28 protein-coding genes are annotated in these 20314 nt (G+C 42.8%); 7 read left to right on the forward strand and 21 right to left on the reverse strand.

The window, feature by feature from the left end:
* Positions 1 to 24: 24 nt before the first annotated feature.
* From F752_RS0113395 to F752_RS26065, 4 genes are all read left to right on the forward strand, one after another.
* Entirely contained in the window at positions 25 to 264 is a 240-nt protein-coding gene (locus tag F752_RS0113395) for a heavy-metal-associated domain-containing protein (RefSeq protein WP_017732256.1), read from the forward strand.
* Between the two features lie 187 nt (positions 265 to 451).
* Positions 452 to 1063, forward strand: coding sequence for a DUF2911 domain-containing protein (locus F752_RS0113400; protein WP_017732257.1), 612 nt, complete (start codon positions 452 to 454; stop codon positions 1061 to 1063).
* Positions 1064 to 1152: 89 nt separating this feature from the next.
* Entirely contained in the window at positions 1153 to 1500 is a 348-nt protein-coding gene (locus F752_RS0113405) for a hypothetical protein (RefSeq protein WP_017732258.1), read from the forward strand.
* A gap of 26 nt (positions 1501 to 1526) precedes the next feature.
* A complete protein-coding gene (locus F752_RS26065; RefSeq protein WP_152425139.1) occupies positions 1527 to 1715 on the forward strand; it encodes a hypothetical protein in 189 nt (62 codons plus the stop codon).
* A gap of 134 nt (positions 1716 to 1849) precedes the next feature.
* On the opposite strand, the gene F752_RS0113420 is transcribed toward F752_RS26065, so the two are convergent.
* The 5 genes from F752_RS0113420 to F752_RS0113440 all read right to left on the reverse strand — a co-directional run bounded on the left by F752_RS0113420 (position 1850) and on the right by F752_RS0113440 (position 6338).
* Positions 1850 to 2539 carry a cytochrome c biogenesis CcdA family protein gene (locus F752_RS0113420; RefSeq protein ID WP_017732261.1) on the reverse strand — a complete coding sequence of 230 codons (690 nt, stop codon included), beginning with the start codon at positions 2537 to 2539 and terminating at the stop codon, positions 1850 to 1852.
* Positions 2539 to 2925, reverse strand: coding sequence for a heavy-metal-associated domain-containing protein (locus tag F752_RS24145; protein ID WP_040664624.1), 387 nt, complete (start codon positions 2923 to 2925; stop codon positions 2539 to 2541). Before F752_RS24145 ends, F752_RS0113420 begins: the two co-directional genes overlap by 1 nt.
* Before the next feature lie 30 nt (positions 2926 to 2955).
* Positions 2956 to 5352 (reverse strand): heavy metal translocating P-type ATPase, encoded by a 2397-nt coding sequence (locus tag F752_RS0113430; RefSeq protein WP_081604568.1) that lies wholly within the window; start codon positions 5350 to 5352, stop codon positions 2956 to 2958.
* Between the two features lie 38 nt (positions 5353 to 5390).
* Positions 5391 to 5639, reverse strand: coding sequence for a heavy-metal-associated domain-containing protein (locus tag F752_RS0113435; RefSeq protein WP_152425140.1), 249 nt, complete (start codon positions 5637 to 5639; stop codon positions 5391 to 5393).
* Between the two features lie 324 nt (positions 5640 to 5963).
* Positions 5964 to 6338, reverse strand: a complete 375-nt coding sequence (locus F752_RS0113440) for a metal-sensitive transcriptional regulator (protein WP_017732265.1) — start codon at positions 6336 to 6338, stop codon at positions 5964 to 5966.
* A 247-nt stretch (positions 6339 to 6585) separates the two neighbouring features.
* On the opposite strand from F752_RS0113440, the gene F752_RS0113445 reads away from it, so the two are divergent.
* The 3 genes from F752_RS0113445 to merTP are packed head-to-tail and all read left to right on the forward strand — an operon-like array spanning position 6586 to position 7846.
* Positions 6586 to 6951: an ArsR/SmtB family transcription factor gene (locus tag F752_RS0113445; protein WP_017732266.1), complete on the forward strand. Its 366-nt coding sequence runs from the start codon at positions 6586 to 6588 to the stop codon at positions 6949 to 6951.
* A gap of 5 nt (positions 6952 to 6956) precedes the next feature.
* Complete coding sequence (locus tag F752_RS26660) at positions 6957 to 7163, forward strand: GDCCVxC domain-containing (seleno)protein (protein ID WP_081604569.1); 207 nt, start codon at positions 6957 to 6959, stop codon at positions 7161 to 7163.
* A 53-nt stretch (positions 7164 to 7216) separates the two neighbouring features.
* Positions 7217 to 7846 carry a mercuric transport protein MerTP gene (merTP, locus tag F752_RS0113450; protein WP_017732267.1) on the forward strand — a complete coding sequence of 210 codons (630 nt, stop codon included), beginning with the start codon at positions 7217 to 7219 and terminating at the stop codon, positions 7844 to 7846.
* Between the two features lie 143 nt (positions 7847 to 7989).
* Here merTP and F752_RS25405 read toward each other — a convergent pair whose 3' ends face one another.
* From F752_RS25405 to F752_RS25415, 16 genes are all read right to left on the reverse strand, one after another.
* Positions 7990 to 8604 (reverse strand): class I SAM-dependent methyltransferase, encoded by a 615-nt coding sequence (locus F752_RS25405; RefSeq protein WP_017732268.1) that lies wholly within the window; start codon positions 8602 to 8604, stop codon positions 7990 to 7992.
* 100 nt (positions 8605 to 8704) lie between these two features.
* Positions 8705 to 9160 (reverse strand): hypothetical protein, encoded by a 456-nt coding sequence (locus F752_RS0113465; RefSeq protein ID WP_017732270.1) that lies wholly within the window; start codon positions 9158 to 9160, stop codon positions 8705 to 8707.
* Positions 9161 to 9367: 207 nt separating this feature from the next.
* Positions 9368 to 10003: a peroxiredoxin gene (locus F752_RS0113470; protein WP_017732271.1), complete on the reverse strand. Its 636-nt coding sequence runs from the start codon at positions 10001 to 10003 to the stop codon at positions 9368 to 9370.
* 72 nt (positions 10004 to 10075) lie between these two features.
* A complete protein-coding gene (locus F752_RS24155; RefSeq protein ID WP_152425141.1) occupies positions 10076 to 10627 on the reverse strand; it encodes a hypothetical protein in 552 nt (183 codons plus the stop codon).
* A gap of 258 nt (positions 10628 to 10885) precedes the next feature.
* Positions 10886 to 11227, reverse strand: a complete 342-nt coding sequence (locus F752_RS0113485; protein WP_017732275.1) for a P-II family nitrogen regulator — start codon at positions 11225 to 11227, stop codon at positions 10886 to 10888.
* A gap of 212 nt (positions 11228 to 11439) precedes the next feature.
* Positions 11440 to 11817 carry a rhodanese-like domain-containing protein gene (locus F752_RS24160; protein WP_152425142.1) on the reverse strand — a complete coding sequence of 126 codons (378 nt, stop codon included), beginning with the start codon at positions 11815 to 11817 and terminating at the stop codon, positions 11440 to 11442.
* A gap of 52 nt (positions 11818 to 11869) precedes the next feature.
* On the reverse strand, positions 11870 to 12031 hold the full coding sequence (locus F752_RS26255; protein WP_017732278.1) for a hypothetical protein: 162 nt from the start codon (positions 12029 to 12031) through the stop codon (positions 11870 to 11872).
* Between the two features lie 11 nt (positions 12032 to 12042).
* The gene (locus F752_RS25410) at positions 12043 to 12783 is read right to left on the reverse strand and encodes a DUF3347 domain-containing protein (protein WP_017732279.1); all 741 of its coding nucleotides are present in this window, start codon (positions 12781 to 12783) and stop codon (positions 12043 to 12045) included.
* Positions 12784 to 13908: 1125 nt separating this feature from the next.
* Positions 13909 to 14496, reverse strand: a complete 588-nt coding sequence (locus F752_RS0113520; RefSeq protein ID WP_017732282.1) for an AraC family transcriptional regulator — start codon at positions 14494 to 14496, stop codon at positions 13909 to 13911.
* 210 nt (positions 14497 to 14706) lie between these two features.
* Positions 14707 to 16941 carry a heavy metal translocating P-type ATPase gene (locus F752_RS0113525; RefSeq protein WP_017732283.1) on the reverse strand — a complete coding sequence of 745 codons (2235 nt, stop codon included), beginning with the start codon at positions 16939 to 16941 and terminating at the stop codon, positions 14707 to 14709.
* A gap of 96 nt (positions 16942 to 17037) precedes the next feature.
* Complete coding sequence (locus tag F752_RS0113530) at positions 17038 to 17247, reverse strand: SHOCT domain-containing protein (protein ID WP_017732284.1); 210 nt, start codon at positions 17245 to 17247, stop codon at positions 17038 to 17040.
* Positions 17248 to 17504: 257 nt separating this feature from the next.
* A complete protein-coding gene (locus tag F752_RS0113535) occupies positions 17505 to 18059 on the reverse strand; it encodes an AraC family transcriptional regulator (protein WP_017732286.1) in 555 nt (184 codons plus the stop codon).
* A 5-nt stretch (positions 18060 to 18064) separates the two neighbouring features.
* Positions 18065 to 18730 (reverse strand): SCO family protein, encoded by a 666-nt coding sequence (locus F752_RS0113540; RefSeq protein ID WP_026135734.1) that lies wholly within the window; start codon positions 18728 to 18730, stop codon positions 18065 to 18067.
* Positions 18731 to 18749: 19 nt separating this feature from the next.
* Positions 18750 to 19223, reverse strand: a complete 474-nt coding sequence (locus F752_RS0113545) for a hypothetical protein (RefSeq protein WP_017732288.1) — start codon at positions 19221 to 19223, stop codon at positions 18750 to 18752.
* A gap of 60 nt (positions 19224 to 19283) precedes the next feature.
* A complete protein-coding gene (locus F752_RS0113550; RefSeq protein WP_236614009.1) occupies positions 19284 to 19661 on the reverse strand; it encodes a heavy-metal-associated domain-containing protein in 378 nt (125 codons plus the stop codon).
* A gap of 41 nt (positions 19662 to 19702) precedes the next feature.
* Positions 19703 to 20284, reverse strand: a complete 582-nt coding sequence (locus F752_RS25415; RefSeq protein ID WP_160164116.1) for a DUF3347 domain-containing protein — start codon at positions 20282 to 20284, stop codon at positions 19703 to 19705.
* Between the last annotated feature and the right edge of the window lie 30 nt (positions 20285 to 20314).

The raw sequence follows: 20314 nt of genomic DNA on the forward strand, positions 1-20314 counted from the left end.
GATAAACATTTTAAATAACTGAAAATGAAGGTTTTAAAATTCAAAACAAATATAAACTGCGGTGGCTGCGTAAAAGCAGTTACCCCTTACTTAAATAGTGATGAATCTATCTCCAAATGGCAGGTTGACACCAATAACCCGGATAAAATTTTAAGCGTATCTGGAGAAGAACTGGAACCGCATCAGGTAAAGAATCTGGTGGAGAAAGCAGGCTTCAAAGCAGAGGTAGTTAGGGTGCAGGGAATAGGTGGAGGGGACCTTTAGCCATTGTCCTTCACCTAAAAAGGCAAAGTCGATAAAGGATATAGCCGCTGAAAAGGACTAGTTGGAGAATGGGCTGTGGGGAAGACATAGTCAAAAAGCCAACCTTATTTTAGGCTGAGGCTATCTTCAGAAACCGCATTGTCTTATTTATCTTTTTCTGCATATTTGCATCAAAAAGAGTTCACCAATGAAGAAAACTAGAATCGTAATTGCTGTTGCGGTGCTGTTAGCATCCTGCCAGGGCAATGAAGAAAATCATGAACAGCAGCAGCCTGCTGAGGAGCACCAGCACCCTTCAGCAGTTCAGGCCGGAGACCAGGCAGATGAAGGAGAGCAGAAGAAACCTCTAAGCCCCCACACCAGTACGATGGCCATGGTAGGAGACGCTCATATCCATATTGACTACAGCTCTCCCAGGGTTCGCAACAGAATCGTGTTCGGAGGTCTGGTAGCTCTGGATGAGGTGTGGGTTTCAGGCGCTCACAATGCTACCTGGCTGGAAACGAACCAAGCCTTAAAAATAGCAGGCAATGAATTACCCGCCGGAAAATATGCTTTCTTTACCATTCCCGGAGAAGACCAGTGGACCGTAATTTTTAACCGCAACAGGGAGCAGCACGGCAAGGATGAGTACAAGCAGTCGGAAGATGTGTTCCGCTTTTCCGTTAAGCCGGAAACCCTTCAGGAGCCCAAAGAAGAACTTACTTATCAGGTAAATAAATTAAGCGACAAAGAAGGAACCATTTCGCTGGCATGGGAAAAGAAAAAAATCAGCTTTCCATTTGAGGTTATACAGTAGCTTCACAATACATAAACGCTCTATCCCTGGCTATTACGCTTTACATTTTATGGGGCGTTGGCGGAAGACTGAAAGACACGCTCCACTTAATGTTGAAGGGAGTCCCTGAGAACATCAACTTGCAGGAAGTAAAAGAGAAGCTACAACAGCTAACCTATGTAAGCCCTATCCATCACGCGTGTCTGGTCGTTGGATGGCCAGCATCATGTACAAACCTCTCATCTGGTGCTGGAAAAATCAGCCGCTACCAGCAAATAGATGAAGTCCGGCAGCAAGCCATTCAGGCAGTGGAAGAATGGAATTTTAGCCACCACACCTACAGTTCGAACTCGACACGGAAAAATGTCCTCTACTGGAAAAAGAATAAAAGAGAAAGTCCTAAACTTCTTCTTTTATTCAATGCTTTACATCTTTTTGAATACAGAAAATGTTTTTAGGCCAAACTTTTTAATCTATAATGATCATGAAGCTGTTTTTTAATGAATGTGATAAAGGAAAAGAAGGTACACATGAGTATTTGGTTATGGGTATTAGTTTTACTCGCTGCGGTATGGGCAGCCGATTGGGGAGCAGAGCATTTAGTCAAACCTTTAAAGAAGTTAAGAAAATAGTGGGGCTTTGGCTGGCCGTACAGCCGCAAGTCCGGAAATAGGGATTAACATTACCAGTGCCATTGCAGGTGTGGGGGATAACGATTTAGGTCCCATATTTGGCTCCAGGATTGTTGCCATTCCTTTTATGGTGATTCCAGTATGAGAATTTGTTAAAAAGAAGAGAAATCAAATTTCAGGGCATCAGCGCAATGAAAACCATGCTATAATAGTACCCAACAAATAAGAGAGCAAAACCACTAACAACCTGAATACTACGTCTGAGCCAGGTTAATTGCGCCAGGCGTGATACGGCCCCGGCAAACAATCCGACTAATAAAAAGGGCAATCCCCTGCCCAGGCCGAAAGAAAAGGCCAGGGTCAGCCCATAATAAGGATTTGCGGTAGCGGCAGCAACGGATAGCAAGAGCAAGAGCGGGGCAGCAGAAGTGCCCAGGCTAAAAATAAACCCGTATAAAACGGCTCCTCCTATGCCGGGTCTTCTCATTGCTGCCAGTTTCGTTACTTTTATACGGGGGCCATAGAAAGCAGCGATAGCAGCGATAACTGAAATAATAACCATGGCCAGGGCCCAATAGCGTCCAAAAGATTCTGTCAGTATCACTCCTATCCTGCCTGCCAGAGCTCCTAGTATGGTCAGACTTATAACAATTCCAACAAAGAAGCCCCCTGCAATCAAAAAGCCATAGCGGGATTTACCTTCGGAGTTGCTGCTTGATAAGCCGGCTATACCCAGGCCTACAGGAAGGGTGCAGGGACAAACGCCACTGGATACGATTCCCGCCAAAAAAGCAATCGCAAAACTCAACAAAGATGCTTCCGAAAGATCTCCTCCAAAATTATCAAAAAACCTTTCTAATGTCATTACCTGTTCTTTTCAGTTACCGGTTCACCTGCTTTATACCCTATTCTTTTGATGGCATCCTGAATTTGCTGAGGTGTAATAGTCCCTTCTTCGTAAAAGACGGTTGCATTCCGGTGCTGAAGGCTTACCTCCACCCCTTCTAAGGCATCTAAAGACTTCAGCTCCTTTTTTATGCTCGCTACACAGGCATTGCAGCTCATTCCTTCAATAGGTATCGTTGTTTTCGTAAGGTTTTGAGCAGGAAGTTTCTGCTCACTCTTTTCCTGCTTGTCTTCGCCTGGAGAAGAGCAGGAAAAGGCCATTACGAAGATAAAAAAGACACAAAAGAAGGGTAGGCGGCTATACCATTGCGCCCTCTTTGCTTTTATGGAATTGTTTCTACCCATATGAATAAAGGTTAATTTTAACACAGTATATCAAGCTTCCACAGCCGTAAATCCGGCATTGCGGATAGCATCCTTCACCTCCTGCTGTTTTAATTTGCCGGATTCATAGCGAACATACACATGCTTTTGAAATACTTTTGGTTTAACCTCCCGGATTCCGTGTAAATCTTTCAAAGCAGTGGTAATGGTTTCCGCACAGCCTTCACAAACCATGTTTGGTATTTTAAACTCCACTTCCGCCACTGAGGCTGCCTCCTCATCCTGAGCAGTTTCAAGCTTAAGTCCTCTGATTCTTAAGGTATTTAATAAAATGGCGAAGATGCTAAGGATCATGATAATGATGGCAAACATAGGAGTGATAAAGCCTAAAGCAGCCAGTGCCATACCCACAATATTGAACAAGACAGCCACTATCACATTCCCTGTCATAATCCGGTAACTAGCCTTGCCCAGGATAAGGGCGTTCAGTACATCCATCAGTTTATCCCCAATCAAAATAACCCCTGCCGATTCAATGGCTACATCCGTACCAGCCCCAATGGCAATACCCACATCAGACTGTGCCAGTGCAGGGGCATCGTTAATTCCGTCGCCTACCATCGCCACTGTATGGCCTTTGCCCTGGATTGATTCGATGGCTGATACTTTATCTGCCGGAAGCAGTTCTGCATATACCTGCTGTATTCCCAACTGTCTGCCAATGGCTTCTGCTACGGGCCTGGAATCGCCTGTTAACATCACCGATTGAATATTTCGCTGGCTTAGCTTTTTTATAACCTGCTCTACTCCCTGTCGAGGAGTATCCTGTAAGGCTATCAGCCCAATAACCTCTTCTTGTCTTGCCAGCACCACAACCGTTTTCCCTCCTGAGCTCAGAAAATCGATCTTTTCTTTTACAGCATCAGAAAATCGAATTTCCTTTTCTTCCATAAAAGAAGGCTTGCCGATCAGGACATTTTTATCTTCTACAGTTGCCACTATTCCTTTTCCCGGAACAGCCCGGAAGCTTTGGGTTTTAAGCTTGTTCACACCTTCCCGCTGGGCAAAGAAGGTAATGGCCTGCCCCAACGGGTGCTCCGACTGGCTCTCAACAGTGGCGGCCAGAGCCATCACTTCTGCGGGCGATGCATTAAAGGCTTCTACATCTGTAACCGTAGGTCTGCCATAAGTAAGCGTACCGGTTTTATCGAATACAATGGTATCTACTTTGGAAAGCCCGTAAAACACTTCACTTGCCTTAACTAAAAGGCCAATGGAAATACCCTTCCCGCCTGCAATAGCTGCCAGCATAGGCGTGGTAATGCCCAATGCACAGGGGTAACCCATAATCATCGTAGTAAGTAAGACAAGCGTGGCTGCTGCAAAATCTCCTGTGATAAGGGCCCAGCCTGCAAAGGCAAGTCCGGCTACGATAAAGACCACTGGCCCATAATAATTCATTAGCCGGTCAGCCAGAAGCTCAATAGGTGGTTTCCGTTCCGATATCTGGCTCATGAGCCGAACAATCTGATTGAGGAAACTATCCTGCCCTACCTTCATCACCCGTACCTGCAATGCACCATCTAAGTTCAGGGTACCGCCAATAACTGCAGCACTTACCTCTTTGGTAACAGGCGAGGATTCCCCTGTAAAGCTGGATTCATCTACACTGGCAATTCCCTCCACAACTTCTCCGTCAAGCGGTATCCGCTCTCCCGGACGTACTTCCACAACTTCTCCTACCGCAACATCCTGGGTAAATACCTCTACAGATTGCCCAGCCCGAAGTACTCTTGTTTTGGAGGGTTGCAGGGAAAGGAGCTTTCGGACAGCCTCCGATGCTTTTTTGCGGGTGTTAAGTTTAAAATAGGCAAAAAACAGGTGAAGGGACATGAGCCAGGCTGCCACTGGCAGGAAGTTGGGCCAGGCAGGATTAAAAAGGGAGAGTGTGCCAATGATAAACGACCCCCATGCCCCGGCGGAGAGCAATACATTGGCATTGATCACGCGTTGCCCAATAGCCATCAGTGTCTTGCGCAAAATAGGGTATCCTACCCATAGAAGTACTACCGTTGCCACTGCGAAACTAAACCAGGCTCTGGTCTGAGCCGGCAAACCAAATAAATTCAGCGGGTCTGCTAAAAGCACAATCACAGAAAGGATCATACCGATGGTTCCCCGCTGCTTTACCAGCTGAAAAACATCTTCATCTGTTTGATACTGCTGCACTTCTGTAGCGGATACATTATATCCCAACTTCTCAACAGCTTGCGCAAGCGCTTCACGGCTCATTTGAGCAGTATCCGCTTCAACCAGCACAATACCATGTACCAGGTTCACCAGTACACTTTTCACTGCCGGGTATCTTTTCAGGGCCTTCTCCACACTCATGGTGCAAAATGAGCACATAAGTCCGGAGACTTTCATTTGAACTGTTTCAGTTGCCATAGCTTTTTCGTTTCAGACTAAATAATGCCAGTCAGCAATTACTTACCCTCTTTCTTTAATTCTGCCTTAAAACCTCTTTTCTCAATCAGGCCAATAATCTCCTTTTCTGAAATCTTGCTCTTATCATACTGGATTTCAGAAGTACCGGAATCGAAAGTGGTTGTACTTTTCACGATTCCATCCTGCTGCTTTAGCATATTGTCGATACCATTGGCACATCCTGCCTGGCAGCTCATGCCCTTAACCTTTAGCTGAAGGGCCTCTATAGTTGCTTCCGTTCTTTCCATCTTGATCGAATTTTGATTTTCCTGTGTTTGTGCTTTTAATTCAAAACTGGGTAGCAGGGTACCGAAGCAGGCTAACAAAATGACACCTGTTTTTTTACTATTGATCTCATAGCATTGTAAGTAGGGTATAATAATCCTTCCTTTTAGAGGTTATGCAAAGGTAGAGTCAGGGGGAGGGGGGTATGCAAAAGAAAATTATACTTTTTGCATCATGATCGGGTTGTATACTTCATACAAAGGCGCATGAAGATTTTCCTAAATCAGGTTTAAACCAAATGCAGCAAGGAAAATAAGAATGTAAAGTATTTTTTGCACGCTACAGAATCAATCCTTTTTCTGTTCCTTCAGGTACTCCTGTAGCCACTGATGAAGAGAATTTATTTCTTCCATTTTTTCCGCAAGCTCTTCCAGCTTTAAATCAGGAAACTGTTGACGGAAAGCCTCAAACCGTTCTTCATTCCCACAATCACCGGGGCAGGCATCCATTGCCTTTACAATCTGAATAGCCAAAGTTTTTCTAAATACCTCGTCCAGCAGCAACTGCTCGGCTTTATTCAGGCCACTTTTTACTGATCTGAACTGGAGAAGAATATCTTTAGGAGACCTTTCCTCATCCAGCATCTTAACAATTCCTTCTATCTGCCCGCTGATGCTTTTCAAGCGGGTCTTTAAGTCTCTGGTTAAATCTTTTGGTAGCATATCCTGATGAATAGTTATCTTGAAAAATAATCCTTTTACTCTTCACATAAGATTAAAGGTACAACCAAGAATGAGGGGGTGTGCCAGAAAAAAATCAACTTTTCTTAAAAAGATGTTTTTTTACTCTGCAAAGTCATCCATATAGCTAAAACCCTTACAAAGGGTAACTATTTGCTTAAATATTAAATAAAAATTTACACCTTGGGTTTCTATTTAAGAATTTGCTTAAATAAATACGTGATAAAGTATGGAATCAAATAATTGCATCAGGGTCTTAGCCGATGAGAGTCAGCTAAAACAATGTAAAGCTGATATAGCAGCAATAGAAAGGGATGTGCAGCAGATAGCGGGTTTTCTTAGTCTGGCCGGCAATGAGGTGCGGCTGAAGATTTTGTTTCTCCTTCAGCAGGAAGAGCAGATGTGCCCCTGCGACATGAGCGATGTGCTGGATATGAAAGTGCCTGCTGTTTCGCAGCATCTGCGAAAGATGAAGGATAAAGGTTTGGTGAAATTCAAGAAAGTCGGACAAATTATCTTTTATTTTCTGAATGAGGAACACCAAAGCTTGCTACAGCCCCTTTTTAAAATGATTCAAGAACCTTCAAAAGTATAAGTAAAATGGAAGTACAGTTAAACTCAGTCCTTATTTGCCCTTCCTGTGGGTTTGAAAAAGAAGAAGTAATGCCCGAAGATGCCTGCCAGTATTTTTATGCATGTGAAGACTGCAAGACCGTTTTAAAACCAAAGGAAGGAGACTGCTGTGTATACTGTTCCTATGGTTCAGTACCCTGTCCTCCTATTCAACTAAAAAAAAGTTGTTGCTGATTAAGGAGCGGATTCCGGGATAAAAAATACTCTAAAGCAGTAAAATAAAACCTATGAAAAAAAAGGAAAACAATACAAAGCTGTTAGCATCCGGTGTTGTGGCAGCGCTTGGTGCTTCTTTATGCTGCATTACTCCTGTTTTAGCCCTAATGGCAGGGATCGGTGGAGCGGCCTCAGCTTTTTCATGGCTTGATCCGTTTCGCCCTTTTTTCACTGGAATCACAGTTTTAGTGCTGGGCTTTGCCTGGTACCAAAAGCTTAAACCTAAAAAGAATGGGACGGTCTGTGCCTGTGATGAGGAGAAAGATAAAAAGCCTTTTCTTCAGTCAAAGGGATTTTTAGGCATTGTAACGGTACTAGCTATTCTGTTACTTAGTTTTCCTTATTACTCCGGAGCTTTTTTTTCTGAGCAACCGGCAAAGGAAGCAAGGGTATTTGAGCTGCCTGATTTGCAACAGGCAAAGCTGGTTATTAAAGGCATGACCTGTGCAGGTTGCGAGAGCAGCGTCAATCATGTGCTAAAAAGCAAAGAAGGTGTAATGGAAGCTAATGCTAGTTATGATGCAGGTACCGCAGAAGTAAGCTATAACCCTGCCCTTATCACTCCTGAAATGCTGAAAGCAGCAATTGAAAAGGAATTAGGCTATCAGGTGACCGATCTTCTAGTAAGGAGAGGCTCATAAGCTTGATTTGTTGATTTTACAGCGGTCCTAATTTTGGTAGAGGCTCAACTTCACAAGATTTTATAGGATCGAGAAGGCTTTTACCCCCTTAAATCAGATTTAAGTTTTAATCAATACTACCTGGTCCATCCTTGTCCTTCTACTTAAACCGACACTCTTATTACAAACCCATTCCACAGGGGCCTAATTCTGAACTCCTCGCTATCCTCCAATTTAAAGTCGGCACTTTCTACCATTATTTTAATTTGCTGCGGCGTATAAGCTTGTTGGTGCATAGAATCAATATATTTAACGAACCATTCAAAATACCGGACCAATAGACTGCTCTTGGTATAATCAAGCAGCACTAAGATTCCTCCTTCGCGGAGCAGCGATTTAAAATGGTGAAGTCTTGCTCTCGGCCTGGGCAGGTAGTGAAATACACTACTTGAAACTATCAGGTCGAATTTGTTTTCAAAATTAGAGTGGCTTTGTAGTTTTACTTTTTCTTGAGTATGCTCAGGGAGCTGGCTCATTTTCATGTGTGCCTGCCGAAGCATTTCCTCAACCGGGTCGTAACCAGTAATATGTGCCAAATCAGGCTTTAGAATAAGCAGCCTTTTTATTAATTCGCCTGTGCCGCAGCCAAAATCAAGTATGGTTTTATTTTCTAAGGAAGCAGGGAGGTACTGGATAAGTTTTTGAAGCGTATTATCTGTATAACTTTTCCACCTGCTATCATAATTATCCGCTATTTTTTCGTAATAATTCATATTCATCTACTCTGCAAGGTTAAGAAATAGGTGGTACAAAGTTACCTTATCTGAATAAAGCTCTTGAACCTTATATGGAGGAGTACCCCTGGAATACCTCTTTTTCTTATAAAGCTGCCGGTTTTCCATCAGTCTTTCTTTTAATGACCATCTTATGGCTAAGCCAAATTGTAAGGAGGGGCAACAGCATCATTTGCAGCAGTGGAGACAAACCTACTTTGGTAAAGGGTACAACCGGCATACTATCTGTGTAAGCCCAAGTTTCATTTTCAAGCGCCCAGTATTCAAACCCAACCGCTATGGTTCCTCCTATAATGATAAGCACAACCGCTATTTTCCAGTTTATGTGTTTAATCCAGTAAAAGTCTCTATACCAGATCGCAAGTAAGCCATACAATAGTAGAATTACCGCCACATCTACTAAACTGGCCCAAAAGCACATCATAAAATGATCCCAGAAATTGGTGTAGCCCTTGTAAAGAGGGGCCTGCACATTTTCCCAGACTAAGTTCAGCAGAAAGCCAATGATGAAAATGGAAAGTATCGGCCGGGCCTTCTTCATTTTCCAACTTTGGTTTGTTTAATTAGGCTGTGTCTGATAAATCCTATTTTGCTGTCATGCTGATGTCAGGAATCGGTCTGCCGCTGCGGCATCTTTTCAGCTATTATAATCGCTCTAACCTTCAAGCTAAGCAAGATTCCTCCTATGGTCGGAATGACAAAAAAACCGATTTAAAGTACTTATCAGACACAGCCTAAATTGTTGAACTTACAAATTAGGTTGAGGAGTGGTGCGTAAATAAGGTTTTACCTTTGTATGGCCTTTTGGGAATTTTTCTGGAATTTCCTCATCCTTGATGGAAGGAGCGATGATAACATCTTCACCATGTTGCCAGTTAGCCGGTGTTGCTACACTGTAATCAGCGGTAAGCTGCAGCGAATCTATTACTCGCAGAATTTCTTCAAAATTTCTACCAGTAGATGCCGGATAAGTAAGTATCAATTTTATTTTCTTTTCAGGACCAACAATAAAAACAGAACGAACCGTCGTTTTGTCACTTGCATTTGGATGAATCATATCATACAATTCAGCCACTTTGCGATCCTGATCTGCGATAATAGGGAAGTTAAAACGGGTATTCTGGGTTTCCTCAATGTCTGGTATCCACTTCCGGTGTGATTCTACATCATCAACACTCAGTGCTAATACTTTCGTATTGCGTTTATCAAATTCCGGTTTAAGTTTGGCAACTTCACCTAATTCAGTAGTACAAACCGGTGTGAAATCTGCCGGGTGAGAAAAAAGAATTCCCCAGCTATTACCAAGCCATTCATGAAAATGAATAGTTCCTTCGGTTGTTTCGGCCGTAAAGTCCGGCGCTTTATCTCCAAGTCGTAGTGACATAATTCTAAAAATTTAAAAGGTTAAAAATTATATAATTTAGAAAAACAATTCATTGGTTGAGCATCTCGTAAACTACTCCTGATACCCTTCAGGCAAAGGAGTTGGCTCCATTGCCCGCTGCATGCCCTGTTCAGCAAATTCGCTGACTGCTCTGTGGGCATGTTGCCGGATAAGCTTTACTACCTGAGGATCATCTGAAGTTTCAATCACCAACACTCCGTTCTCAAGATCCTCAATCTCCATTTCAATTTTATCGGAATGTTTAAAAATTTCCCGGAACAGAGGATCCATCTGCCGGATAGGTTTATTTTTCTTTATGCGTTCGTGCATCTGCCGCACATGCTTTTGGATGGCTGCTGCAATTTGCGGGTCCTCTGATGTGGTCCAGGTCTTTACACCATTATTCAAATCTTCCACCCGTCTATCAATCTGTTCATGGTTTATCAGCATTTCTCTGATGGGATGCATATCCTCCATCATTTCAGGATCCATATTGTCTGACATCATAGATCGTCGCATATCGTCATCCATCATTCCATGGTCCATCATGTGGCCCTGATCTGTTTCGCTCTCGCAACTTAAAAGAAATAAGCCCAGAGAAAGAAAAAGGAGTATTTTGCTCATTTTCATAGTTCAAAAATTCAAAAAAACCATTCATGTTGTATGGCACTTCACTGCATTTTGCAAAAAAAGTAAAGGAGCAAAACAAACAATTAATTACCACTCATTCGGAAATTACCTCCCCTATTTTGCAGGTGCATGCTATTTCACATATTTATACCATTAACTATAAGCTTCTGTTTCCGGCCGCACGCAGCCTGGCTCTATATGTATTACGCAACATTATTCTCATAGTAAAGCTTAAAGTAAGGTGCGGCTATTTTACAATTCATGCTGGCTTTCTTCTCCAGTACTCACTTTAAAAATCTGCTCCACTTCAGAAACGTAAACTATCCCATCCCCTTTTTCTCCGGTACCTCCATGTTCACTAATAATCTGTACGATATTGGTTACATCTTCTTTTTTACAAACAAGTTCCAGTTTACTCATTTTACTATGTGTAAGCTGGAATTTAAGCGAAGTCTTCTCATCATTATCTGGTCTGGTATACCGGCCGGTTCCTTCCACCTCCGTTACTGTTACGCTCCTGAAATCATGATCTCGCAAGGCTTTTAGTACACCATTGACCATGTTACGTCTTATAAAAGCTTTTACTTCCTTCATAGTTACTTATTAGTTATTTGTTGTTCTTCTTTCGGTTCATCATCAGCATAGGCAAAAGGCACACTAACATTATTAAGCCAAAGAATAGCCAGCCGCTGTAAGCCCCTATGCCCTCAATACCAAAATACGGCAATGCAAAAACAAGCAACAGTATTGCAAGGCATCCTATAATCATCCCTTTCATCATATTCATAGCTTACTATTTTTTGTGGCTATCCTCCATAGGGTATTGGATAATAGCCGATTTTAGCACATTTCCTGATTAAGCTTTCAAATTCTTCCTTGCTTTCTGCTATTAAATAAAACGCTTCTTCCGGCTCCACCATAGAGCCAAGCCAGGTTTCAAACTTGCCTCCATCCATAATATTTATAGCCCCAGCTACATGCCCTGCCTTAAATCCTTTTGCAGGTCGGGTATCAACTACCAGGGTTCCTTCTTCCAGAGCAGCATATTTATTGAGCCTTGGAACAGTCTTTTCACTTTCTTCAAAAGCATCGGCACCTTTCTGGTTAAGAGCAACATTATAGCTGAAGTACTTCGGTATGTAAGGCTGATCTTTTAAAATCATATCTACAAGCTCTTCTTCCATAGGCTGCAAAACATAATTTTCCTCCACCTCTTTGCCTACAGTACTGGAAAGATCACTGCTGATATTCTTCCCACATAAGGAACCTGCCCCATGTGCAGGATATACCTTTACAGCTGGGATCCCGGGCCGGGTCCACTATCGCTATTTCTTTGCCAGCCAGCAACGCATAAGAAGCATGGGCCAAACCTTCATCATAAAACTGTTTGATTACCATATTCTTACTGTTTATTTAAGCGCTTCCTGTACTGACCCACAGCCAGGCATGCGTTGTCCCATATAAGGGTTTTGTACTTTCTCCTCCAGACTTAGCCAGTTAGCACCGGCCATTGAGCAATGTTGCAGGTAAAGTGTTTCATCGGTGAGGTTGCTTGCCTGTTCCACCTGATATACCTGGCGTGAAAAGGAAGCGAACTGTTCCCGAAAAGATGTTAAATCTTTAGCCTGGGCTAGCTTAGCGGCACTCTGCTCTAAGGTCTTTTTTTGTGCTGCTGAAAGCTTTTCCGCACCTTCTAAAGCAGTCTGAAAATCAGCCACAGCCTTCTTTGCCTGTTCAAAACTGTCGTTTACCAGCGCATTTTTGATGTCCAGGTAGTTATTCAAAAGGGGGGAATTTGTAGTAGCGGAACTCGTCTCCACGTCCTGCTGGCTCATATTCATGCCCTCCATCTGCTGGTCCATCATCCCGTCACCCATTTTCATATTACCCATCATTGAGTGGCACATTTTCATCATATCTTTCATGTCACCTTCCCCCTTTGCCATATTTTTACAGCAATCCATCATGGCTGATTCACCTTTTGTTTCACCAGCCTTGACATCTGCAGCTTTTTCCTGATTTGTGTTTGGTTTTTCCTGTAAATTACCTTGTGCATATAAGGCGGCGGTAGCTACAAAAATGACCACTAAGAGTAATAAGTATTTTTTAATTTGAGGTTTCATATCTTCTATCTTTTTCTTGTTTAACATCTTTTACTTTTTCTTTCTATTCTGCTCCAGAATTTCTTTTCTCTCCTGGTACTCTGCTACGGTTAAGGCACCTTCTGCAAACCGCTTATGTAGAATATCCCACCAGGCTGATTCCTTTTTCTCTTTGCCGGTTGGCCAGAATAAAATAGCCAGCAATCCTGCACTTACAGCAAGCTACCACAGCATGCCTGATCCAAATAATTCACATCCAACTTCCATCATCTTAAATTTTTAAGTTCTAATCTTTTTTTCTTGTTTCTTTACCTTTTTAACGGGCCTGCTAATTTTTCGTGTTATACAATCACGAAAAGGTCTTACACGATTCTACTTAAAATTTCTTCAGGCAATCCTCCCCTTATTGGTACCTCATAAAAACTTAAGGCAGATTCTTTTGAGAAAAAAGCTGAACAATGGATTGTATATTTATTACCTCATGAGGTTGCTAAACAGAAAGGTTTACAAAGTCCCCTGAATCAGATTCAGGCATAAGAGGCGAAACTTCCCCTAACGGTATTCTTCCTTATGTATAATATCTTGTTTTTTATGTATAATTTAATTTAAAGAATAGCAAATTAAAGCAAGCACATCCATAAAAGCCTTTTTAACAGCACCTTACATTAAAAATCGGTATGAACATTAAAATAAGTGGTATGTTTATTTTACAGCCTCTGTAGGCTTTTAAGTAAGTTAAACTAAACTTTCTGATGATGAATCATAACACCACTAAACACCAAGAGATCCTTCGTATCCTGGCAGAATGTGCTGATGAGTGTAACCACTGTTATAACGCCTGTTTGGAGAATGAAAGAACAGAAGCCCTGCTTCGAACGCTCCGCCTATGCAGAGACTGTGCCAGAATATGTCGCACAGCATCAGATTTTATATCTTCCGGCTCAGAGCTGGCTAAGCAGGTAGTGAAAATCTGTGCAGAAGCTTGCAGGCTTTGTGCAGAATCATGTGCTAATAATAAAGGACATGAACAGGAATGTAAGCCATGTGCCGACCTCTGCCGTCAGTGTGAGGAAGCCTGCAGTAGCTTTGCTGGATAAGTAAGCTTAAGTACCTGTAGATTTTTCTCTCAGGGGCTGTAACCCTGAAAGGCTTGAGCTAACTTCTCAAGCCTTTTTATATGGTATGGAGAGATTCCCGCTCTATTTCATTCAGCTTTTCCTTGTATTCAGTTACTTTCATTCCGGTTTCCTTTTTAAATTGGGTCGAAAGGTACTGGACACTACTGTAGCCAAGCTTTGAAGCAATCATTTTGAGGCTTAGCTGACCATCATCCAGTAACTCTTTTACCCGCTCAATCCGCAGCCGGATGTAGTATTTTTCAAGTGTCCTGCCTTCAACGCCGGAAAATATTTTACTCAAATTAGTGTATTCTTTTCCCACCTTCTTAGAAAGATATTCAGACAAGGTTACATGCTTCGGCTGCTTCTTTCTGCTTTCCTTTTCCGTAAAGCGGATATAATCAAGCGTTGCATGTTTTATTTGTTCGACCAGAACTTTATCAGGAGATTCCAGAATTTCAAAGTCAAACTTTTTTAATTTTTGTTCGATCTGCTTTTGCGTTACCCGGACAGGTTTCTTAATAGTAGCATGTCCTAGTTTTATATCGACTACCTTAATACCAAGAGCTTTTAACTCTTCCTTAACAAGGAAGACACACCTGGAACAAAGCATGTTTTTAATATGAAGCTCAACTTCTTTCATCTACAATAAGCGTTCAACTTTAAATTGGAAGTTGTACCTGCCAGGAGAGAGTTTCTCAACCAAAACTATAAAAAAGAAACTCCTCCCGCAGGATTTAAATTTAACTCTACTAACCCACAGAGTTAACTATGCTAACCACACTAAACTTACTTACTAAAGCCTCAACTAACTGGCTACTTTCGTCTCAGGGAAAAAAGCTCAGCCAGTCTTCTACTTTAATTTTCTTGATTTTATACGGAGACTATTTGTTACCACAGATACCGAACTAAAGGCCATTGCACCCGCGGCAATCATTGGGTTTAACAGAAAGCCGGTAAAGGGAAATAATAAGCCTGCTGCTATCGGGATTCCAATCAGATTATAAATAAAGGCCCAAAACAGGTTTTGATGAATGGTTTTTACCGTTTCGCGGGAAAGCTTGAAGGCTTTAGAAATATCCCTTAAATCCCCTTTAATAAGTGTTATTTCAGCACTCTCAATCGCTACATCCGTTCCTGTACCCATGGCAATCCCTACACCTGCCCGTGCCAGAGCAGGAGAATCGTTGATACCATCGCCCACCATGGCCACTTTTTTTCCTTTCTCCTGCAGGAGTCGGATGTACTCTTCTTTATCCGCAGGCAGCACTTCTGCTTTAATCGTATTCACACCCGCACTTTCACCGATAGCTTTGGCTGTTTGTTCATTATCGCCGGTGAGCATATGTACCTCCAGCCCCATCTGTTGCAGTTCATGAACGGCTTGCTTGGAGGTTTCTTTGATGGGGTCGGTAATCCCCAGCACCCCTACTACTTTTTCAGCCTGAGCAATAAAAATTACAGTTTTGGCTTCGCTCCCTAACTGCTGCGCTTTTTGAGACAGCTTCAGGGAGAGAGGTTTTCCCATTGCTTCCATTAATCTCAAATTACCGATAAGGTAAGGCTTGTTCTGGAAGCTGGCCTGAAGACCTTTTCCGGTTACACTATCGAAGCTCTCCAATGGAAGGCTATCGCTTCCCTGCTGTTTAAAATATTGTACAATGGCAGAAGCCAACGGGTGCTCCGATTTTGACTCCATAGAAAGCACTACACTGGCTATTTCCATTTGGTTATCCACCTCTTCATCCCAAAAAGCGTCTGTTACTTCGGGCTGTCCTTTAGTGATGGTCCCTGTTTTATCCAGCACCAGCACATCCAGCTTATGGATGGCTTCCAAACTTTGGGCATCCTTCACCAGTATCCCATTCTCAGCTCCTTTGCCTATTCCTACCATCACAGCCGTTGGCGTGGCAAGGCCGAGAGCACAGGGACAGGCTATAATGAGGACTGCTACCGCCGCAGAAATGGCATACGTGATTTGTGGTTCAGGACCCCAGATGAACCAGATAAGAAAGCTTATAGCAGCAATTCCTATTACGATAGGTACGAACACCGAAGATATTTTATCGGCCAGCTTTTGAATGGGTGCTTTACTTCCCTGCGCTTCCTGTACCAGTTTAATAATCTGGGCGAGCATCGTTTCACTGCCCACCTTCTCGGCCACCATCGTAAAACTCCCTGTTTTGTTAATGGTAGCCCCAATCACCTCATCTCCCGGATTTTTCTCTACCGGCACAGGCTCTCCGGTAATCATGCTTTCATCGATGCTGGATTTTCCATCTGCTACTTTTCCATCCACCGGAATCTTTTCTCCGGGCCTGATAACAATCAGGTCCCCTTTATTCACCTGGTCAACCGGAACTTCCACTTCGTTTCCCTCTCTAATTACCCGGGCCTTTTTTACACCCAGGTTCATCAATTTCTTAATAGCTGAGGAAGTTCTGGATTTAGCTCTTTCTTCAAAATACCTCCCCAGTAATATGAGGGCGATAATAACCGCGGCAACTTCGTAGTATACATGTGGTTCCAGTCCACGGCTTAAAAGATACTGAGGGTAAAAAGTATTAAAAAGGCTAAACAAAAATGCAGAACCGGTACCCAGGGCAATGAGGGTATCCATATTCACAGACCCATTCTTAGCTCTTAACCAGGCAATAGTGAAGAACTCCTTCCCACTATAAAAAATTACCGGAACAGACAGAATCAGCATAATCCAGTTTGCATAAGACATTAGGGGGAAGAACATGGCAATAACTACAACGGGAATGGCCAACAGCACCGCCACTATCAGCTTCCGTTTCGCAATTTTCAGTTTCTGCTCTTCCTTTTCCTGCTTCTGCTGTTCATTAACCTGCTCACTCACCACTAATTCGTAACCAATACTTTCAACAGCTTCCTGCATTTCCTTTTTGGAAGCCACATCAGGCTTATAAGCTACTAAGACACTTGAATCGGCAAAATTGACCTGCGCAGACTCCACTCCCTCTACATGAGCCAAAATGCTTTCCACACTACTGGCGCAAGAGGCACAGGTCATGCCTGATACATCAAATCTTTCCTTTACCGCTCTTTCTTCTATAACTTCCATACGCCTGGTATTTAAGACTGAAAAATACTCCCTCTAAAAGTCTGAGGTCAGCACCATTTTTAGCAGCCAGCCCTAAAAGAACTGACTGCTTCCAGCTTACTTTCGCTTATTTTGCTCCAGCAGGGCTTTTCTTTCCTGGTACTGCTCCACAGACAAGCCTCCTTCTGCAAACTTTTTATGCAAAATCTCCCATGCTGATTCTCCTTTGTCCTTGTGGACCGGCCAGAAGAACAATGCGGTAAAACCTATCAAAAACAGGCTGCAAAAAAGAAGGCTCGATACTGATAATCCACTTATAAATTCCATAGTCTTTATTTTTTGATTTTATTGATTCTATACCTTCCTAACAGCCCTGCTGAAATTTAATGTTACACAATCGCGAAAAGGACTTACAGGATTAACCCTTGCTCCTTTGAGGCATTGCTTCCGGAAGGAACGCCCCGGCTATGTGTCCCATTAGGGATTTCAGCTTCAAAAAGACTATACACCCGTACAAATTCTCTTTGCTGATTCTTTTTAAGCTGCTCCTTTCCATGGCAAATGAACCTGGTGGATTTTCCTCCTTATACTCCTTCGCTATCTATCCCATTTTTATAATCGCTCACCGATATTCCTTCTACTCTTTTAAACTGTCCTGACAGATGCTGTACACTTGAATAGCCTAATTCGGCTGCAATCTGGCTCAGGCTCAGCTCCCCTTCCCAGAGGAGCTCTTTTGTTCTTTTTATCTTCTGCTGAATGATATACCTTTCAATAGTAACACCCTCATGCCTTGAAAACAACTCGCTCAATGTCCGGTAAGACCTTCCCACCTCTCTGGCGATAAAATCTGAATTCTTAACTTCATCATTTAATCGGCTTTGCCTTTTAACCAGCTTTAAAACAGCTAATTTCACCTCCTCCACAATCAGTTTTTCATCATCTGCAATGGAAACAAAACCATTACTATTCAAAACTTCCTCTACGGCCTCTAAAGAAAGGTTTTCAGGCTTTTTAATCGTCGCTTCTCCCAGCTTTATATCTTCCACCTCAACTCCTATACTTTCTAACTGTATTTTCAGGAGCGAAATACAGCTGGGACAGGTCATATTCTTTATGCGAAGGGTGAGTTTTTCCATGGTATCTATGATTTTACATCCTGTAAGTTTTCTTCTTTTAATAAAACATCCATATCCAGCATTAGCCGGTCTACTTCTTCTGCTTTGGTACCGTCGTAATGTCCCCTTATTCTTCCTTTAGAGTCGATCAGCAGAAAGGCACCGCTGTGAGCCACGCCTCCGGGAGATTCAGCATCCTCCAGAACACTTACCATATAGCTTTTCTGGGCAAGCTCAAATATTTTCTCCTTATCGCCGGTTACAAAATGCCACTGCTCACTGCTTACACCCAGCCGGTTTGCATACTTTTTTAAAACCGCTACAGTATCATGTACTGGATCAATGGAATGGGACAGGATTTTTACCTGATCATTCCCTTTGTACTTTTCGTACACCCTCAGCATCTGCGTTTTCATAATCGGGCAAATGGAAGGGCAGGTAGTGAAGAAGAAATCCGAAACATATATTCCACCGCTAAAGGTATCCTGCGTAACGATGCTGCTGTCCTGGTTAACAAAGGCAAAATCTGGAATGGTATGGTAAAGCGTGTCTGCTCCCCCCGATACGCTGGCCAGCACTTCTCTTGGCCCCTCAATGGGCAATCGTCTTTCATTTTCCTGGCAGGAGGAAAAAGCAATCAACATAAAAATGACGATTACATATAAACTGCCTGCACCTGTTTTTGTAGTCATGCTGTTCTTCGCTTGGTTTTTAATGGTCATTTAATAATGCCTGGGCTGCCCTTTCGCTTTCCAGCATTTCTTCTTTTACTTCCAGGATTTCCTGTTCTTTTATCTCAAGATAACCTATAGCCTCTTCGTCGCTTACGCTATCTGCCGGGTCTTTATAGGTTCTCATCCACTGCATCATGGCTTCATCTGCTGCTTCGAGTTGTTCTATGGAAAGGCGAATCGAATCAAGCTGCTCTTTATGAGCACTGCTCGTATTATCCAGTGTAGCCGCTTTTTCCTTTAGTTGCCTTTTCAGGCTCATTAAGGTTCCTATTTTGGGCATAATGGCATCATGAACTGCCATTACCTCACTTCTTTTTTGTGCCACTATATCAAGTGTTTCAGCAACCACTCCTTTATCTGATTTTGTTTGGTTACAGGAGCTAAGGATGAAGAGTGGAAGGAGAGCAAAAGCAATAATGCCCTGCCACTGCTTTCTTTTTATTTTTATCATTTTAATATTCAGTTACAGATACTAAAAAAGCAGGGGCAATTCTGCCCCTGCTCACTTTTGTTATCCCTCTCTTTCATACTTGCAGCAGCCAGGCAGGCTGTTGTAAACTTCATCAGTGGCTTTTGCCTCTTGGGTGTCATGCCCTGCATCAGCAACCTTTTGGTGAATATCCGCTTCCTTCACTTTAGTTGCATCGTACTTTACCGTAAGGGCTTTTGTTTCCACATCCCAGTTTGCTGCCTCAATTCCTTTAAGCTCTTTTACTGCACTTTCGATGCGGTTTTTGCACATTCCGCACTTTCCGCTCACCTGAAAAGTGGTAGTTGCTACTGTCTGGCTAAACTCCATAGAGGCATTTGCCGCCTTCTCTGCACTTGCAGGGGTAAAGGCGAATACGGCTAAAGCCATAGTACCTGCTAAAATTCCTATTTTCATCATTTTCATCTATCCTTTTGTTTATCTTTTAAAATTATTGATTGCTAGTTAATGGTTTCCGCAACAGACCCACAACCTGGCATCCGCTGTCCCATAAAAGGATTTTGAATCTGTTCTTCATAGCTAAGCCAGTTCGCTCCTTCGCCTCCAAGGGCCATCGGGCAATGCTGCCAGTAGAGCACCTGCTCGGTAAGTTCATTATTCTGCACTACTTCATACAACTCCTGAGAGAGTTCCGCAAAATACCTGCGCAGCGTTTTAATATCTTCCGCCTCTGCTATTTGCAGGGCAGTTGCCTGAAGCTCACTTATCTGGGCTTCTTCGAGCGCTCCATTCCCTTCTAAAGCTTCCTGTAGCTCTGCGGCGGCTGCCTTTGCCTGCTCATAATCATCCTGAAAGAGGGCATTTTTCACTTCCACATATTCGACCAGAAAGGTAGGTTCGCCTTCCAATACAACGGGAGCAGCGGTTGCATCTTCTTCCATCATTTCCATTTCGCCCATTTCAGGTTCTTCTACTATTTCTGCAGCTTTCTGTTCCTCAGTACCGCTGCTACAGGAAGTAATAAAAGCGAATAACAGGCTAGCCATAAGCATGGCACTCAATTTTAAACTTATCTTTTTCATTTTCATTTTGATTAATGGTGTTTACTTAAA

This window comes from Nafulsella turpanensis ZLM-10, from assembly GCF_000346615.1.
In the GTDB taxonomy this organism is placed as follows: Bacteria; Bacteroidota; Bacteroidia; order Cytophagales; family Cyclobacteriaceae; genus Nafulsella; species Nafulsella turpanensis.

What these genes read in the sequence shown, in the direction of transcription:
- F752_RS0113430 (WP_081604568.1), bottom strand. Translation starts at nt 5,352, where the DNA reads ATGGCAACTGAAACAGTTCAAATGAAAGTCTCCGGACTTATGTGCTCA.
- F752_RS0113535 (WP_017732286.1), bottom strand. Translation starts at nt 18,059, where the DNA reads ATGGAAAAACTCACCCTTCGCATAAAGAATATGACCTGTCCCAGCTGT.
- F752_RS25415 (WP_160164116.1), bottom strand. Translation starts at nt 20,284, where the DNA reads ATGAAAAAGATAAGTTTAAAATTGAGTGCCATGCTTATGGCTAGCCTG.
- F752_RS26660 (WP_081604569.1), top strand. Translation starts at nt 6,957, where the DNA reads ATGGAAGTACAGTTAAACTCAGTCCTTATTTGCCCTTCCTGTGGGTTT.
- F752_RS24145 (WP_040664624.1), bottom strand. Translation starts at nt 2,925, where the DNA reads ATGGGTAGAAACAATTCCATAAAAGCAAAGAGGGCGCAATGGTATAGC.
- F752_RS0113445 (WP_017732266.1), top strand. Translation starts at nt 6,586, where the DNA reads ATGGAATCAAATAATTGCATCAGGGTCTTAGCCGATGAGAGTCAGCTA.
- F752_RS0113540 (WP_026135734.1), bottom strand. Translation starts at nt 18,730, where the DNA reads ATGACTACAAAAACAGGTGCAGGCAGTTTATATGTAATCGTCATTTTT.
- F752_RS0113440 (WP_017732265.1), bottom strand. Translation starts at nt 6,338, where the DNA reads ATGCTACCAAAAGATTTAACCAGAGACTTAAAGACCCGCTTGAAAAGC.
- merTP (WP_017732267.1), top strand. Translation starts at nt 7,217, where the DNA reads ATGAAAAAAAAGGAAAACAATACAAAGCTGTTAGCATCCGGTGTTGTG.
- F752_RS0113400 (WP_017732257.1), top strand. Translation starts at nt 452, where the DNA reads ATGAAGAAAACTAGAATCGTAATTGCTGTTGCGGTGCTGTTAGCATCC.
- F752_RS0113420 (WP_017732261.1), bottom strand. Translation starts at nt 2,539, where the DNA reads ATGACATTAGAAAGGTTTTTTGATAATTTTGGAGGAGATCTTTCGGAA.
- F752_RS25405 (WP_017732268.1), bottom strand. Translation starts at nt 8,604, where the DNA reads ATGAATATGAATTATTACGAAAAAATAGCGGATAATTATGATAGCAGG.
- F752_RS0113530 (WP_017732284.1), bottom strand. Translation starts at nt 17,247, where the DNA reads ATGGAATTTATAAGTGGATTATCAGTATCGAGCCTTCTTTTTTGCAGC.
- F752_RS0113545 (WP_017732288.1), bottom strand. Translation starts at nt 19,223, where the DNA reads ATGATAAAAATAAAAAGAAAGCAGTGGCAGGGCATTATTGCTTTTGCT.
- F752_RS0113485 (WP_017732275.1), bottom strand. Translation starts at nt 11,227, where the DNA reads ATGAAGGAAGTAAAAGCTTTTATAAGACGTAACATGGTCAATGGTGTA.
- F752_RS25410 (WP_017732279.1), bottom strand. Translation starts at nt 12,783, where the DNA reads ATGTTAAACAAGAAAAAGATAGAAGATATGAAACCTCAAATTAAAAAA.
- F752_RS0113525 (WP_017732283.1), bottom strand. Translation starts at nt 16,941, where the DNA reads ATGGAAGTTATAGAAGAAAGAGCGGTAAAGGAAAGATTTGATGTATCA.
- F752_RS0113405 (WP_017732258.1), top strand. Translation starts at nt 1,153, where the DNA reads ATGTTGAAGGGAGTCCCTGAGAACATCAACTTGCAGGAAGTAAAAGAG.
- F752_RS0113550 (WP_236614009.1), bottom strand. Translation starts at nt 19,661, where the DNA reads ATGATGAAAATAGGAATTTTAGCAGGTACTATGGCTTTAGCCGTATTC.
- F752_RS0113470 (WP_017732271.1), bottom strand. Translation starts at nt 10,003, where the DNA reads ATGTCACTACGACTTGGAGATAAAGCGCCGGACTTTACGGCCGAAACA.
- F752_RS24155 (WP_152425141.1), bottom strand. Translation starts at nt 10,627, where the DNA reads ATGAGCAAAATACTCCTTTTTCTTTCTCTGGGCTTATTTCTTTTAAGT.
- F752_RS26065 (WP_152425139.1), top strand. Translation starts at nt 1,527, where the DNA reads ATGAAGCTGTTTTTTAATGAATGTGATAAAGGAAAAGAAGGTACACAT.
- F752_RS0113435 (WP_152425140.1), bottom strand. Translation starts at nt 5,639, where the DNA reads ATGGAAAGAACGGAAGCAACTATAGAGGCCCTTCAGCTAAAGGTTAAG.
- F752_RS0113465 (WP_017732270.1), bottom strand. Translation starts at nt 9,160, where the DNA reads ATGAAGAAGGCCCGGCCGATACTTTCCATTTTCATCATTGGCTTTCTG.
- F752_RS26255 (WP_017732278.1), bottom strand. Translation starts at nt 12,031, where the DNA reads ATGGTAATCAAACAGTTTTATGATGAAGGTTTGGCCCATGCTTCTTAT.
- F752_RS24160 (WP_152425142.1), bottom strand. Translation starts at nt 11,817, where the DNA reads ATGGAAGAAGAGCTTGTAGATATGATTTTAAAAGATCAGCCTTACATA.
- F752_RS0113395 (WP_017732256.1), top strand. Translation starts at nt 25, where the DNA reads ATGAAGGTTTTAAAATTCAAAACAAATATAAACTGCGGTGGCTGCGTA.
- F752_RS0113520 (WP_017732282.1), bottom strand. Translation starts at nt 14,496, where the DNA reads ATGAAAGAAGTTGAGCTTCATATTAAAAACATGCTTTGTTCCAGGTGT.